Here is a 14,900-nt window from a genome sequence, read left to right on the forward strand (position 1 = left end):
GTGCGTTAGTTCGCGCCCGCCGCCGCTCGCCCGCGGACAAGGATGATCGTGAGCGCTATCCATATAAGGAGCGGCTGGCCGATCACCGCCGGGGCGTCGGCCCAGAAGGTCGCGGGGCCGCAAATTCCGGCGGCGACCTCATAGATATGGAGCAGGCCGTGGAGCGTCAGCCATAACCCGCCGACGATGGCCGCGCGCCAGCGGCGGACGGGGTTCGCGGCCGCATAGAGCAGGATCAGCCCCGAGCCGAGATAGGCGAGGCCGATGTCGCGGATGAAATGTGCGTTCGGCGGGCCGGTGGTGACGACGGTTGGGACGAAGACATACCAGTCGAGCGGCTTGACGAGCATGAAGGCGCCATTGGCGATCGTCGTGGCCGCGGCGATGAGCAGCAGGAGCTGGGCGAGGCGGTGAAGGGCGTCGGGCTTGGCGGACATGTCTTGCCTCCATCAGAATGGAGCGAGGCTAATCTTTGCTGACAGCGATGTAAAAAGCTTTACGCCGCCTTGCCGTGCAGCGTGTCCATGCTCACCGAATTGCCGGCGTCGATCTCGGCCGCCTTCGCTTCGACCAGCTTGACGATATGCGCGATCATGTCGGCGTCTTCGACATGATGGTCGGTGACCCCCGAAAGGAAGACCATATGCTTGCCGTTGCCGCCGCCGGTGATGCCGATGTCGGTTTCGCGCGCCTCGCCGGGACCGTTGACGACGCAGCCGAGGACCGAGAGCGACATCGGGGTCTTGATGTGGCCGAGCGCTTCTTCGAGCGCCTGGACGGTGCGGATGACGTCGAAGCCCTGGCGCGCGCAGCTGGGGCAGGAGACGACGCGGACGCCGCGGGTGCGCAGGCCGAGTGATTTCAGGATTTCGTAACCGACGCGGACTTCTTCCTCGGGTTCGGCCGAGAGCGATACGCGGATCGTGTCGCCGATCCCGGCCCAAAGCAGGTTGCCGATGCCGAGCGCCGATTTGACGGTGCCGCCGATCAGTCCGCCCGCCTCGGTGATGCCGAGGTGGAGCGGGCAGTCGACCGCGTCGGCGAGCTGCGCATAGGCGGCGACCGCAAGGAAGACGTCGCTCGCCTTCACCGCGACCTTATATTCGTGGAAGTCGTGATCCTGCAGCAGCTTGATATGGTCTAGCGCGCTTTCGACGAGCGCCTCGGGGCACGGCTCGCCATATTTTTCGAGCAGATCCCTTTCGAGGCTGCCGGCGTTGACGCCGATGCGGATCGCGCAGCCATTTGCTTTTGCTGCACGGACGACTTCGCCGACGCGTTCGCTGCTGCCGATATTGCCGGGGTTGATGCGAAGGCAGGCCGCGCCCGCGTCGGCGGCTTCGAGCGCGCGCTTATAGTGGAAATGGATGTCGGCGATGATCGGGATGCGCGACGCGCGAACGATCTTGCCGAGCGCGGCGGTCGATTCGGTGTCGGGGCACGAGACGCGGATCAGGTCGGCGCCGGCTTCCTCACAGCGACGAATCTGGTCGATCGTCGCGACCGGATCGCTGGTCAGCGTGTTGGTCATCGTCTGCACGCTGATCGGCGCGCCGCCGCCGACGGGGACCGCGCCAACCATGATCTGACGCGATGTGCGCCGCGCAATATCGCGCCAGGGGCGCAGGCCGGGATTGTGATCGCTCATATGTGCGTGCTCGACAAAAGGGGGAGATATGCGCCGCTCTTTAGCCGTCCGCGGGCGGCTTGGCAAAGCGCAAGCGGTTGTTGCACGAAAGACACAGTCTGACGCGGATTCGCCGCCGCACGCAATTTTCGTTTGTGCATTGCAACAAAATCGGCAATTTCGGAGGCGTTCGTCGTTACAGGCCCGTACCAAGAGGCGTGAACACGCACGGCAGGCTGGGACGATCCGTATTTTTATTAGGGGGATCACCCATGAAGTTTCTTACCAAAGCGTGTTTCGGCATGCTGCTCGCCGCGTCGGCCCTGTCGACGCCCGCCTTCGCCCAGGAAGAAGAAGCCAGCGGCCCGTTCACGCTTTCGGGCGGCATTGCGGTCACCACCGACTATCGCTTCCGCGGCATTTCGCTGTCGAACGAAAAGGTTGCTGTCCAGCCGACGCTGACGGTCAGCCATGAAAGCGGCCTCTACGCCGGCGTCTGGGGTTCGTCGCTTCCCGACAGCGATGCCTATGGCAAATTCGAACTCGACCTTTACGCGGGCTTCAACACCGAGATCGCGTCGGGCACGACGGTCGACCTTGGCGTGACCTATTATACCTATCCTGGCAGCAATGATGGCGGCGCCCCGACCGACTATTTCGAAGGCATCGGCAAGCTGTCGCACGATATCGGGCCCGTTTCGGTCACCGGCATGGTGGCTTATGCGCCCAAGCAGAACTCGCTCGGCGACGACGACAACATCTATCTGAACCTCGGTGCCGGCTTTGGCGTGCCCAATACGCCGCTGACGCTGACCGCGGGCATCGGTTACAACGACGGTTCGCTGGGCCTCGTGTCGCCTGACGGCAAATATGTCGACTGGTCGGTCGGTGCGTCGGTTCCCGCCGGTCCGCTGACGTTCACGGTGCAATATATCGACACCGACGTCAAAAAGTCGGGCGTGAAGGCGCTCGATACACTTTACGATCCAACCGTGGTCTTTACGTTGGGCGCGTCTTTCTGACAGCCTGACGGGTCAGCGACCACGCACTAAGGGGGCGGCTTCGGGGGAGGCCGCCCCCTTTTTCGTGCGCGAAAGGCCGGTGAGCGGCCTGTCGCATCGCGCTTGACCGCATCGACGAACCGTGCAAATTCGTCGACCAGTTGAAGCAGCGGAGAGTATCCCCCATGACTCAGAGCGTTTCCGTTCCTCCCGTCCCGTCCCCAAATCCTCCAGCACGAAGCGAGCGAAGTCCCGGCGTCAAACTGGTCATCGCGGTGCTGATCGCGGTCGCGCTGATGGTTCCCCTTTTGATGATCTATGGCCTGCTCTGGGATCGCCAGCAGCAGGCGCAGACCGCGCAGGCCTCGATCGGGCAGGGCTGGGGCGGGCAACAGACGATCGCCGGACCGGTGATCGTCATCCCCTATCGCGCCACCGAAACGAACACGGTCACCGAAAATGGCAAGGACGTGACGCGGACGGTCAACACGATCCGCAACCTCTATCTCTCGCCGCAATCGAACAGCGCCGATGTCGTGATCAAGCCCGAGAAGCGGAAGAAGGCGATTTACGAAACCGTCGTTTACGAAAGCCAGATTTCGGGGAGCGCCAATTTCGTGCTGCCCGCCGATATCGCGCGTTTTGGCGTCGCGCGTGAAGCGCTGATGCTCGATCGCGCCGAAGTCCGCCTCGGCGTCAGCGATGCGCGCGGGCTGGTCGATGGCAACAGCGTCGCGGTCAACGGGACCCCGCTCGCGCTTCAGCCGGGCAAGGGGCTGCTGTCGACCGGCAATTCGGGCACCTTCGCGTTCGTCGACTGGACCGCGGCGGCGCCGCTGAAGGTCGATTACAAGATCGGAGTGCGCGGGCTGGGCGACTTCAAGCTGATCCCGCGCGGCGTTGACACGCGCTGGACGGTCAAATCGAGCTGGCCGAACCCGAGCTTCGGCGGCGATTTCCTGCCCGCCAAGCGCGATGTGAAAGAAAGCGGCTTCACCGCGACCTATGCGATCCCGAATCTTGCGTTGGGACAGGCGCAGGTGCTGACCGGCGACCTGTCGCCGCCGGTCGCGACCAGCTATGGCCCGCGCAACGCCTATACCGAGCCCATGCCGCCCGAGGTCGCCGCCATGGCGGACGGTAGCACGGGTGAGGCGTCGGGCGGCACCGCGAAGGCGGTCGCGATCAGCCTGATCGAGCCCGTCGATCTTTACAGCCAGGTCGACCGCAGCATCAAATATGGCTTCCTGTTCATCGGCTTCACCTTCGTCGCGTTCCTGATGTTCGACATCATTGCGGGCGCGCGCGTGGCACCGGCGGAGTATCTGCTCACGGGCGTTGCGCTGGTGCTGTTCTTCGTGTTGCTGCTCGCCTTTGCCGAGGTGATCGGCTTCACCTTCGCCTATATGCTGGCGTCGGCGGCGATCATCGGGCTGCTCGCTTTCTATAGCGCGGCGGTGCTGAAGAGCTGGAAACGCGCGCGCTTCCTCGCGGCGCTGCTGATCGGGCTATATGCGCTGCTTTATGTGCTGCTGAACCTTGAGGCTTACTCGCTGCTCATCGGGTCTGTGCTGATGTTCTTTGCCCTTGCCGGGGTGATGTACATGACGCGGAGCATCGACTGGAGCGGGATCGGCAAGAAGGATGAGGTGGCGGTGGCCTGACCTGCTGATCCTCCCTGTCGCGCAGCGATGGGGAGGTGGCAGCCCGCAGGGCTGACGGAGGGGCCGCGAGGTTGCGGCCCCTCCACCACCTTCGGTGGTCCCCCTCCCCACGGCTTCGCCGCAGGGAGGATGTTTTTACCGCCAGCGCAGATTTTGGGGGCCGAGATCCGACAGGGTCTTGGCCCCCATCAATTTCATGCCGCGCTCCATCTCGGCACGCAGCAATGCGATGGCGCGGCTCACTCCATCCTCGCCCGCCGCGGCGAGCGCGTAGAGATAAAGGCGCCCGCCCGAGCAGGCCTTCGCTCCGACCGACAGCGCTTTCAGTACATGCGTGCCGCGCGTGATCCCGCCGTCGCAGATCACCTCGATCTTGTCGCCGACCGCATCGACGATCTCGGCGAGCGCGTCGAAGGGCGAGATGCTGCCGTCGAGCTGGCGCCCGCCATGGTTCGACACCATGATCGCGGTCGCGCCGATGTCGACCGCACGCTTCGCATCCTCGACCGCGGCGATGCCCTTCAGGCAGAAGGGGCCGTCCCATTGCTTGCGGATCGCCTCGGCGCGTTTCCAGTCGAGGCTCTGGTCGAGCATCGAGGTGAAATATTCGGCGACCGATTTCGGCACGCTCGACCCTTCGGAGACGTGGGTCGCGAGGTTGGGCAGGCTGAACTTCTCACGCAGCGCGTAATTGAGCCCCCAGCCGGGCTTGATCGCATAGCTCAGCATGTTGCGCGCGGTGAAACGCGGCGGCGAGGTGAAGCCCGAGCGCAGGCAGCGTTCGCGGTTGCCGCCGACGATCGTGTCGACGGTGAGCGCGACGGCGTCGAATTTGGCGGCGTGTGCAGCGTCGAGCATCGCCTTGTTCAGCCCCTCATCGTGGTGGACATAGAGCTGGAAGAGCTTGGGCCCGTCGGTGAGCGCGCCGGCTTCGGCGAGGCTGATCGTCGCGAGGCTCGAAATGCCCGCGACCGTCCCCGCGTTCGCGGCGGCGCGGAGGACGGCGCGTTCGCCCTGCCAGTGGAACAGGCGCTGGAGCGCGGTCGGCGACAGGAACAGCGGCATCGCCATCTCGCGCCCGAACAGCGTCGTCTTCATGTCGACGCTTTCGACCCCTGCGAGGACGCGCGGGATGAGGTCGCACTGGTCGAAGGCCGCGCGGTTGCGGCGGCGGGTGACCTCGTCGTCGGCGGCGCCGTCGATATAGTCGAACACCGGCCACGGCAGGCGGCGCTTCGCGAGCGCGCGGAAATCGTCGATATTATGGCAGTCGGTCAGGCGCACCTCAGTCCCCGTCTTCTATCCTAAAAAACCGTCCGCGCCGCGGCCGTGCCCTTGGTCGCAAAGCTGAATCGCGGTTCGATCGCGAGGTTCGCATCGAGAATGTGCGCCGCGACGCGCTTGCCGACCGCGGGGCCGTTCTTGAACCCGTGCCCCGATCCGCCGCCGACGAGCCAGACGCGTTCCTGCCCTGGAAAGCGGTCGATCAGATAATCGCCGTTCGAGCTATTCTCATATTGGCAGACGCGTCCGCCGATCAGCGGAGCATTGGCAAGGCCGGGGAAGCGACGGGTGAGATAGGCGCGTGCCTCGGCGATGCCCGCCGGGCTAAGCTGCCGCTCCATCGTGTCGGGGTCGATCACCGGACCATGGCGATCGATCGCGATCTTGAACCCGGCGCCTTCAAGGTCGGGGATGCCATAGAAGATGCCGCCGTTGCTGTTGTCGGCCCACACCGGAAGCTCGGGCGGGGCAAAGCGCATGTCGCCCTGCGGCGCGCCGAAATGATAGACCTCCTGCCGCGTCGCGACGATCTTGTTCATCAGCTGCTGCGGGAAAAGCTCGGCGAGCCATGGACCGGCGGCATAGACGAGGTGATCGGCGGTGCCGCCGTCGGGCAGCGTGTGCTTCTTGATCCGCTTTGAAAAGAGCGGCGCGGGCATGACGACGCGTTCGACCTCGATCTGCGCGTCGGCGATCAGTTCCTGCACGCCGCGCCCCGCGATCAGCGCGCCGGTTTCGGTTTCGAGGATGCCGGTTTCGCCCTGATAAAATTGCATCTGGCGATATTTGTCCTGCAGCCAGCGGACGTCGCCATGCTCGTGTCCGACGCGATTCGCCTGCAGCCAGGCGAGCGATTGCGCGGTGTAGGTATCGCCCTGCGGCGCGAACCAGAGTACGCCGGTATTGTGAAAGATCGGCGCGCTCGCGCTGTCGGACAGGTCCTTCCAATATTTGAGCGAGTCGCGCGCCATCTCCGAATAGATGGTGTCGGCGCCGTACCCCATGCGAATGACGCGGCTTTCGCCGCCCGACGATGCGCGCACGTGGCCGGCGCCATAGGCGTCGAACAGGCGTACGCTCTTGCCGGCGCGCAGCAGGTGCCACGCGGTCCATGCGCCGAAGACGCCCGCGCCGATGATCGCGACGTCGACATGCTGAACCTTGGGCTTGGCGGGTTTGCGTTTCTTCGGCTTGCGTTCCTTGCGTTCGGCAGCCGCGGCGGCTGCCGCCACGGGCAGCGCGGCGAGCCCGGTCAGCAGCGCACGCCGCGTGTGTACGTTCTTGGGCGGAACGTCAGCGGCCAACGGTCGCGCCCTCGCTTTTCTTGTAATAGCGATAGCCGCCGATCCAGGTTTCGAGCGGGGTCATACGGCGAATCTCGTCGGGGCTGGCGAGCATCGGATCGGCCTCGACGATCAGGAAGTCGGCGCGCATCCCGGGCATCAGCGTGCCGATGCGGTCCTCGGCAAAGCTGGCGAAAGCCGCGGTGCGCGTGAAGCCGTCGAGCGCGGTTTCGCGCGTCACGATCTCCTCGGGACGCCAGCCGCCAAAGGGTTCGCCCTTGGCGTCGGTGCGCGAGATTGCGGCGGCGATGCCGGGGAAGGGGTTGGCGCTTTCGACGGGCACGTCGGAGCCGAAGGCGAGGCGGACGCCGGCTTTTTCAAGGCTGCGCCACGCATAGGCGCCCTTCAGACGGTCGGGGCCGAGGCGCGCTTCGGCCATCACGCGGTCGCTCGTCTGGTGGACGGGCTGCATCGAGGCGATGACCTTGAGCGTTGCGAAGCGCGGGATGTCGACGGGGTCGATGATCTGCGCATGCTCGATGCGCCAGCGGCGTTCGCCGGGCAGGTCGGCGGTGAGGTCGGTGATCGCGTCGAGGGCCTCGGCATTGGCGGCGTCGCCGATCGCGTGGATCGCGACCTGAAATTTGTCCATCGACGCGCGGACCATTTTGTTGCGCAGCTGCGCGGGGGTGAGGAGCGGCAGGCCCTTTTGTCCCGGTGCATCGCTATACGGTGCCTTCAGCCACGCGCCGCGCGAGCCCAAGGCGCCGTCGAGGTAGAGCTTCACCCCGACCATGCGGAGGCGGTCGTCATAGAGCCAGGGCGTCGGTTCGCTGCCCGCGATGATCGCCATATTGTCGATGTCGCCGCCATAGCTGAGGATCCGCACCGCGAGCTGTTTCTTGTCGCCCGCGCGGCGATAGGATTGCCATTCTTCGATCGTCGTTCCCATGTCGGCGATCGTCGTGATGCCCTGTTCGAGCAATTTCTGCTGCGCGAGATAGAGCGCGCGGTCGAGGTCGCGCGCGAGCGGTTTGGGCTTGGCGCTGTTGACCAGGCTCATCGCCGCGTCGACGAAAACCCCGCTCGGCTTGCCGCCGTCCATTTCGATGCGGCCGCCCTCGGGCGACTTGCTCGCGGGCGTGATCTTCGCGGCGGTCATCGCCGCGCTGTTCGCCCAGCCGGCATGGCCGTCGACGCGTTCCAGCCAGACGGGGCGGTTCGGGACCGCGGCGTCGAGGTCGGCGGCGGTCGGAAAACGCCCGAGGCCCCATTTTTCCTGATTCCAGCCCGACCCGATGATCCACGGCATTTCGGGATTGTCGGCGGCATATTTGCGGATCGCCGCCTGCGCTTCGGCAAGGCTGTTGGTGCCGCTGAGGTCGAGCAGCATCAGCTGGAAGCCCAGCCCCATGACGTGCCCATGCGCGTCGATCATCCCGGGGATCAGAGTCCGGCCCTTGCCGTCCTCCTTGAAATCGGGGCGTTCGGGGCGCTTGTCCTTGCGGTCGAGCAGTTGCTTGACCTTGCCCTGCGTGTCGATGACCAGCCCGGTAAAGCGGACAAGCTTGCCGTCCTTGTCGAGCGTGATGCCGTTGACATTGTCGACGAGCGTGTCGGCGTGCGCGGGGGCGGCGAGGGTCAGCGCGAGCGCTGTCACGATCAGGCGTTTCACTTCGGAATCCTCGTCACGAGCGAGCTTGTGTCCTTTCGCCCGCCGCCGGCCTTTTGCACATCGGCATAAAATTGATCGACGAGGCTGGCGACGGGCAGCGTCGCGCCGTTCGAACGGGCCTCATCGAGCGCGAGGCCGAGATCCTTGCGCATCCAGTCGACCGCGAAGCCGAAGTCGAATTCGTCCTTCGCCATCGTGCCCCAGCGGTTGAGCATCTGCCAGCTCGCCGCGGCGCCGCCCGAGACGGCTTCGAATACCTTGTCGGTGTCGAGTTTCGACGCCTGCGCGAAACGCAGCGCTTCGGACAGGCCCTCGATCACCCCGGCGATCGCAATCTGGTTGACCATCTTGGTCGTCTGCCCCGCGCCGGGGCCGCCGATATGCACCATCCGCGCGGCATAGGCCTGCATCACCGGTTCGGCCGCGGCGAAGGCGTCCCTGGTGCCGCCGCACATGATCGAGAGCGTGCCGTTCTGCGCCCCCGCTTCGCCGCCCGAGACGGGGGCGTCGACGCAGAGCAGCCCGAGTCCGTCGGCCTCGACCGAAAGCTGGCGTGCGATGCGGGCGGAGACGGTCGTGTGGTCGACGAACAGCGCGCCCCCCCGCATCGCCCTGAATGCGCCGTCGCGGCCGAGCGTCACTTGCGCGAGATCGTCGTCGTTGCCGACGCAGGTGAGGACGACGTCGGCGTCGCGCGCGGCCTCGGCCGGCGTCGATGCCGCCGTTCCGCCGTGCTGCGCGACCCAGGCGTCGGCCTTGGCGCGCGTGCGGTTGTAGACGGTGAGGTCGTGACCCGCCTTGACGAGGTGACCTGCCATCGGTCCGCCCATGACGCCGGTTCCGATGAAGCTGATACGCAATTTTTGTTCGCTCATTCGCGGTCCATAGCATTGTTTGCTTCGCGCGCCAGATGGGCTACGGCGCTTGCCGTTATGACAGATCAACTCACCCTGACGCCCGCCGCCGATTTTCCGGCGATCACATTGGACGATGTGCGCGCGGCGGCGGAGCGAATTAACGGGTCGGTGGTCCGCACCCCGACGCTGCATTCGCAGACCTTGTCCGAGATGGTCGGCGCCGAAGTGTGGCTGAAATTCGAAAATCTGCAGTTCACCGCGGCGTATAAGGAACGCGGTGCCCTCAACGCACTGTTGTTGATGGATCCCGAGCAGCGCGCGCGGGGCGTCATCGCGGCGTCGGCGGGCAATCATGCGCAGGGCCTAGCCTATCATGGCAAGCGCCTGGGGGTCCCGGTCACCATCGTGATGCCGCAGACGACGCCGCAGGTGAAGGTGTCGCAAACCGCAAGCCATGGCGCCGAAATCGTGCTGTTCGGCGAGAAGTTCGACGATGCCTCGGCGCATGCGCGCGTTCTGGAAAAAGAGCGTGGGCTGACCTTTGTCCACCCGTTCGATCATCCGCATATCGCCGCGGGGCAGGGCACGGTCGCGCTCGAAATGCTCGAGGATGTTCCCGAAATCGACACGCTGATCGTCCCGATCGGCGGCGGCGGACTGCTGACCGGCATGGGCACCGCGGCGCGCGGGATCAAGAATGACATACGCCTGATCGGCGTGCAGGCCGAACTCTATCCGTCGATGTATGCCGAGCTCAACGGTGTCGACATGGCGTGCGAGGGCGACACGCTCGCCGAGGGGATCGCGGTCAAGCAGCCGGGCGAATATACGCGCAAGATCGTCGCCGATCTGAACGACGATATCGTGCTGGTGGCCGAGCGTCATCTGGAACGCGCGGTCAGCCTGCTGCTCCAGATCGAAAAGACGGTGGTCGAGGGCGCGGGCGCCGCCGGGCTCGCCGCGATGCTCGCGCACCCCGAGGAATTTGCTGGACGGAAGGTCGGGCTGGTGCTCACCGGCGGCAATATCGACACACGCCTGCTCGCCAATGTGCTGCTGCGCGACCTCGCGCGGTCGGGCCGCATCGCGCGCCTGCGCATCCGGCTTCAGGACCGGCCGGGCGCTTTGTTCAAGGTGATGAAACTGTTCGACGAGAAACAGGTCAACATCATCGAAATCTATCACCAGCGCATCTTCACGACGCTGCCCGCGAAGGGGCTGATCACCGACATCGAATGCGAAGCGCGCGACCGCGAACATCTCGACAGCCTCGTCGCGGCGCTCCGCGATGCGGGCTATATGGTGACGACGGTGGAATTGGCTTGAGGGAGTTCACGCTCGACCTCGTCGCGACGCCCGAGAGCATCGACGAGCTGGGCCATGTCAACAATGCCGTATGGGTCCAGTGGATTCAGCAGGTCGCGACGGGCCATTGGGACGCTGCGGCGCCGCAAAGCCATAAGGACGCCTATATCTGGGTCGTCGTGCGGCACGAGATCGATTATCTGCGCGCGCTTGGTCCGGGCGAGACGGTGACCGCGCGGACATGGGTCGCCGACAAACCGCAAGGCGCGAAGTTCGACCGCTTCATGGAATTTACCGGCGCCGACGGCAAAGTGCATGTGCGGGCGCGAACGGTGTGGGCACTGCTCGACAAGGCGAGCGGCCGGCCGTTGCGGGTTACCGATGACATTGTCGCGCCTTTTTCGACGTGATCATCCGTCCCGCCACTCCCGCCGATGCCGCCGCGATCTGGGCGATCATCGAGCCCATGATCCGCGCGGGAGAGACCTATACGCTCGATCGCGATATGGCCGAGGGCGAGGCGATCGCTTACTGGCTTGGAACCGACAAAGAGACATTCGTCGCCGAGGATGAAGGCACCATTCTGGGCACCTATTATCTGCGCGCCAATCAGGCGGGTGGCGGCGCGCATGTCGCCAACGCAGGCTATGTGACGGGCGCTGCGGCGACGGGTCGCGGGGTTGCGCGGGCGATGGGTCTGCACTCGATCGACCATGCCAAGGCGCGCGGTTTTCGCGCGATGCAGTTCAACTTCGTCGTCAGCAGCAATGTCCGCGCGGTGGGGCTGTGGCGGTCGTTGGGGTTTGAGGTGGTCGGCCGCCTGCCGGGCGCGTTCGAGCATCCGGCGGAGGGTTTTGTCGATGCGCTGGTGATGTTCCGGACGCTTTGACTATTCCTTGATGCGTTCGCTCAGCGGCCTGGCGGCGAGCGCGTTCAGCGCCTTCAGTATCGCGCCATGAACGTCGCCGACCTCTTCGAAGAGGGTGCGATAGACGTCGGTTATCCGCAGACTATACGCGTCGATGCGGCGAAGCTGGTCGTGGCCTGCTTCGGTCAGCCGGAAAATCTTGCGCCGTGCGTCGGCGGGGTCGGCGTGCTGGGTGATCAGGCCGAGGCGGAGCAGCGCGGGGCATTTCTGGACGACCAGCTGGTGCGACTGGCCGAGCGCGCGTGCGAGGTCGGCGGCCGAGGCTTCGCCGGCCTCTGCGAGTGCCGTGAGCAGCGAGCAGGACCGCACGGGAACGATGATGCCGGCGGCGTCGAACAACGGACGCGTCTGTTCCTCGATCCGCTGGCTCAACGCTTCGCTGAGGCGGCCGAGGAACGAGATGTCGTCGAGATCGGTCGAGATGTCAGTCGAGGCGGGCATAAATCTGGGTTGTTCCGTCGCGGTCGATGCGTTCAAGCCCGGCGACCTTGCCGCCTTTGCGCACGACGCGGAAGCGGAAATCGCGCACCCCCTCGATCGCCAGCAGGTCGCCCGGAAGCGGCTCGAGCGTCAGGCGGAGGCGTTCGCGCCAGGTGTAGAGCAATTTGCCGCCGACGAGGTCGATGCGCCGACCTTCGTAGCGGCCCGCGATCGCCTTGAGCGCGGCGATCGACGGTTGGGGGTGCGCGGCGAGCTCGGGCGCGAACCAGTCGGCGTCGGCCTGTTTCGCCGGGTCGGCCTTTACAAGATCGGCGAGCGCGAGGCGGTGCGCGACCGCGAGGGCGTCGGCCGAGGCGACCAGATGGTCGGGCGTGACGCCCTGTCCCTCGAAATCGCCGCGGTCGACGGGGTCGCGGATCTGGCCGATCGGCACCTGCAGGAAGAAATCGCGGCCGACGGGCTTGCGATCGACCGGATGCGCGCCGCCCGCGGTGCGCTCGCCCACCAGCGTCGCGCGGCCCAGTTTTTTCAGCGTGTAGGCGAACCATTCGGCGGCGGAAAAGCTCGTCGACCCGGTGAGGACATAGACGGGTTTTCCGGTCAGGCGTTTCGCGGGCAGCGCGGGGAGCACCCACTGGCCGCGTTCGACGCGGCGGCCGTCGAGGCTATAATAATAATCGAACAGCTCCTGATCCTTGTCGCCGCGGAAGAGCTGGCTCGCAAGCAGCTGCGCCATCTCGAGATAACCGCCATTGTTGTAGCGCAGGTCGTAAATCACCGCGTCGCCATTTTCGATAAAGCGCATCGCGGCGGCGGCGGCATCATATCCGAGTTCGGGGTCGGCGAAATGCGTCAGGTCGACATAGGCGATATTGCCGTCGAGGTAGCGGAGGCCGGCAAAGCCGAAATTCCGCCGCGCTTCGTTGCGCCGTTCGTCCTCGCGCAGCGCCGCGGCGCGGACGGGGTCCTGCCGCGCGGCGTAGCTGGCGACCCATTCGGGATCGACCCCCACCGAGAAATGCAGGTCGTTGCTCGCGGCAATCAGATCGTCGGTCAGCTCACTCGCAAGCGTGCTCCGGTCGGACGCGGCGTCATAATCGCCGGCGTCGAGGTTGCGGCGCAAGGTCGCGGCGATGGTCTTTGCCTTGTCCGGATAGACATAATTTGCCTCGAGCGTCTGGCCGAGCTGCTCGACCACCGCGCGCCTGTCGGCTGCGGTGAGCGGGGCTTCGTCCGCGGCGGCGGCGGGCGCCAGCCACAGGGTCGCAGCGGTCAAAAAAAGGCTCCAGCGCTTGTTGTTCATCCGATTTCCTGCCTGTGATTCGTTTTATACAATATATTGCGCAATATATTGTAATAATCTGTGACACAAGAGGGCATGATGGATTTTTGAGGGCAGCAACCGGGCAGGCGCGCGCGAGGAGCGAAGCGTGATGGAGGTCAGATTCCGGCGATGATGTCGGTTTTGGGGTGGGAGGCAGACGTTCGCCCTCTCCCGTCGGGAGAGGGATATGCAGGCTTGGTTGCAAAGCAACCTAGCCGAAGTTGGGTGAGGGGATCGCCCTTCGACCGCGAAAACCGCGCTTTACGAAACTCCACTCACCCTCACCCAACCCTCTCCCAAAGGGAGAGGGCTTTTCGTCCGGAAATGGTCGTTAGCCGCCCTCACGCGTACCCCACCCAACCCCGCCATGTGAAGGCGGCGTAGAATTGTTCGACGTCGCTGAACCCCCCGGCGCGCAGCGCGGCCTCGTCGGCTTCGGGGCTGAGCATCGCGACGTGGGTCGCGACCGCCTCGCGCCCCTTTGCGACCTGATCGCGGTCCCCGCCCGAGGCGATGGCAAAGGCGGCGTAGCGGTCGAGCCAGCGGTCGCGGGTCGCCGGTTCTTGCGGGAAGCTGCCATGCGCGGCGACGAAGGGCGCGCCGGGTTTCAGCCGCTTGCGGATTTCCGCGATGGTACGGATACGCTCTTCGACGGCGAGGAAATGGAGCGTGAGCAGGCAGGTCGCGCCGTCGAACGGGCCGGCGGGCGCGTCGTCGATAAGGCCCTCGATCAGCTCGGCACGGCCGGCGTCCGGCCCCATGACCGTTGCGGCGAGATCCAGCATGGCCTTCGCGGGATCGACCCCGGTGAAGCGCCAGCCCGGATGCGCGTCGGCCATCGCTTTCAGTTCGAGCCCGCCGCCCGCGCCGAGGACGAGGATATGCGCGTCATCGGGGACGCGCTCGGCGAGCAGCAGCCCGGTCATGCGGTGCAGGCCGTCGAGACCGGGCACGAAGCGCCGCGGCCCGTCGGTGTAGCGCGCGACCGCCGCCGGGTCCTTGAAGCTGTCGAGGAAATGCCGGGCGCCTTCAGCCATGGATATGCTCCTGTATGTGGTTTGATCGCGCGGCCATGCGTGCGTGAAAATCGGCCGCAAGCCGGGCAAGTGTCACCTCGCCGAAACGCGCCAGCAGCAGCGCTTCGGCCTCCTGAAAACTGGTGTCGAGCGCGGCGTTGACCGCCTGTTCCACGAGGCAACCGGGTGCTTCGGTGCGGTTGCCCATCGCCATCAGACTGGGCCGGCCGATCGCGTCATAGACGTCGCGCATCGTGATCGCCGCAAGATCCTGTGCAATCGTCCAGCCGCCGCCATGGCCCTTTTCGCTATGCACGAAGCCCGCATCGCGCAGCCCGCCGAGAATGCGGCGGATCACGACGGGATGTGTCTGCATCGCTTTGGCTAACTGGTCCGACGTCATCGGCGCCCGCTGTTCGGCCATGTGGAGGAGGACGTGGAGCACGCCCGAGAGTCGGCTGTCGCGTTTCATGTAACTTTAAATAGTGCATGAAG

15 protein-coding genes are annotated in these 14,900 nt (G+C 65.4%); 5 read left to right on the forward strand and 10 right to left on the reverse strand.

Features of this window, described 5'->3' with window-relative positions; all coding sequences use genetic code 11:
- Positions 1 to 5 precede the first annotated feature (5 nt).
- Complete coding sequence (locus AC3A43_RS11925; RefSeq protein WP_487792750.1) at positions 6 to 437, reverse strand: hypothetical protein; 432 nt, start codon at positions 435 to 437, stop codon at positions 6 to 8.
- A 59-nt stretch (positions 438 to 496) separates the two neighbouring features.
- Positions 497 to 1,648: a flavodoxin-dependent (E)-4-hydroxy-3-methylbut-2-enyl-diphosphate synthase gene (ispG, locus tag AC3A43_RS11930; protein ID WP_487792751.1), complete on the reverse strand. Its 1,152-nt coding sequence runs from the start codon at positions 1,646 to 1,648 to the stop codon at positions 497 to 499.
- Positions 1,649 to 1,899: 251 nt separating this feature from the next.
- Here ispG and AC3A43_RS11935 point away from each other — a divergent pair, with 251 nt between their 5' ends.
- Together AC3A43_RS11935 and creD are read left to right on the forward strand one after the other, a co-directional pair.
- Positions 1,900 to 2,649 carry a TorF family putative porin gene (locus AC3A43_RS11935; protein WP_487792752.1) on the forward strand — a complete coding sequence of 250 codons (750 nt, stop codon included), beginning with the start codon at positions 1,900 to 1,902 and terminating at the stop codon, positions 2,647 to 2,649.
- A 164-nt stretch (positions 2,650 to 2,813) separates the two neighbouring features.
- Entirely contained in the window at positions 2,814 to 4,292 is a 1,479-nt protein-coding gene (gene creD / locus AC3A43_RS11940; RefSeq protein ID WP_487792753.1) for a cell envelope integrity protein CreD, read from the forward strand.
- A gap of 135 nt (positions 4,293 to 4,427) precedes the next feature.
- Here creD and AC3A43_RS11945 read toward each other — a convergent pair whose 3' ends face one another.
- Genes AC3A43_RS11945 through AC3A43_RS11960 form a run of 4 tightly spaced genes read right to left on the reverse strand, consistent with a single transcriptional unit; the run spans position 4,428 to position 9,409 of the window.
- Positions 4,428 to 5,576, reverse strand: a complete 1,149-nt coding sequence (locus tag AC3A43_RS11945) for an alpha-hydroxy acid oxidase (protein ID WP_487792754.1) — start codon at positions 5,574 to 5,576, stop codon at positions 4,428 to 4,430.
- A 20-nt stretch (positions 5,577 to 5,596) separates the two neighbouring features.
- On the reverse strand, positions 5,597 to 6,880 hold the full coding sequence (locus AC3A43_RS11950; RefSeq protein ID WP_487792755.1) for an FAD-dependent oxidoreductase: 1,284 nt from the start codon (positions 6,878 to 6,880) through the stop codon (positions 5,597 to 5,599).
- Complete coding sequence (locus AC3A43_RS11955; protein ID WP_487792756.1) at positions 6,870 to 8,534, reverse strand: amidohydrolase; 1,665 nt, start codon at positions 8,532 to 8,534, stop codon at positions 6,870 to 6,872. Before AC3A43_RS11955 ends, AC3A43_RS11950 begins: the two co-directional genes overlap by 11 nt.
- Positions 8,531 to 9,409 (reverse strand): NAD(P)-dependent oxidoreductase, encoded by an 879-nt coding sequence (locus AC3A43_RS11960; RefSeq protein ID WP_487792757.1) that lies wholly within the window; start codon positions 9,407 to 9,409, stop codon positions 8,531 to 8,533. Before AC3A43_RS11960 ends, AC3A43_RS11955 begins: the two co-directional genes overlap by 4 nt.
- Positions 9,410 to 9,466: 57 nt before the next feature.
- Between AC3A43_RS11960 and AC3A43_RS11965 the strand changes: the two genes are divergently transcribed.
- From AC3A43_RS11965 to AC3A43_RS11975, 3 genes are read left to right on the forward strand one after another with little or no spacing between them, the layout of a single operon-like run.
- The gene (locus AC3A43_RS11965; protein WP_487792758.1) at positions 9,467 to 10,717 is read left to right on the forward strand and encodes a threonine ammonia-lyase; all 1,251 of its coding nucleotides are present in this window, start codon (positions 9,467 to 9,469) and stop codon (positions 10,715 to 10,717) included.
- Positions 10,714 to 11,106 carry an acyl-CoA thioesterase gene (locus AC3A43_RS11970; RefSeq protein WP_487792759.1) on the forward strand — a complete coding sequence of 131 codons (393 nt, stop codon included), beginning with the start codon at positions 10,714 to 10,716 and terminating at the stop codon, positions 11,104 to 11,106. The genes AC3A43_RS11965 and AC3A43_RS11970 overlap by 4 nt, the downstream gene beginning before the upstream one ends.
- Positions 11,103 to 11,585: an N-acetyltransferase family protein gene (locus AC3A43_RS11975; protein WP_487792760.1), complete on the forward strand. Its 483-nt coding sequence runs from the start codon at positions 11,103 to 11,105 to the stop codon at positions 11,583 to 11,585. The genes AC3A43_RS11970 and AC3A43_RS11975 overlap by 4 nt, the downstream gene beginning before the upstream one ends.
- On the opposite strand, the gene AC3A43_RS11980 is transcribed toward AC3A43_RS11975, so the two are convergent.
- From AC3A43_RS11980 to AC3A43_RS11995, 4 genes are all read right to left on the reverse strand, one after another.
- Entirely contained in the window at positions 11,586 to 12,065 is a 480-nt protein-coding gene (locus AC3A43_RS11980; protein WP_487792761.1) for a MarR family winged helix-turn-helix transcriptional regulator, read from the reverse strand.
- Positions 12,049 to 13,341 carry a S41 family peptidase gene (locus AC3A43_RS11985; protein WP_487792762.1) on the reverse strand — a complete coding sequence of 431 codons (1,293 nt, stop codon included), beginning with the start codon at positions 13,339 to 13,341 and terminating at the stop codon, positions 12,049 to 12,051. The genes AC3A43_RS11980 and AC3A43_RS11985 overlap by 17 nt, the downstream gene beginning before the upstream one ends.
- Before the next feature lie 389 nt (positions 13,342 to 13,730).
- Positions 13,731 to 14,426, reverse strand: a complete 696-nt coding sequence (locus AC3A43_RS11990) for a class I SAM-dependent methyltransferase (protein ID WP_487792763.1) — start codon at positions 14,424 to 14,426, stop codon at positions 13,731 to 13,733.
- Positions 14,419 to 14,877, reverse strand: a complete 459-nt coding sequence (locus tag AC3A43_RS11995; RefSeq protein WP_487792764.1) for an RrF2 family transcriptional regulator — start codon at positions 14,875 to 14,877, stop codon at positions 14,419 to 14,421. Before AC3A43_RS11995 ends, AC3A43_RS11990 begins: the two co-directional genes overlap by 8 nt.
- Positions 14,878 to 14,900: the final 23 nt, after the last annotated feature.

The sequence above is a fragment of the Sphingopyxis sp. Soil_C_28 genome, from assembly GCF_057657055.1.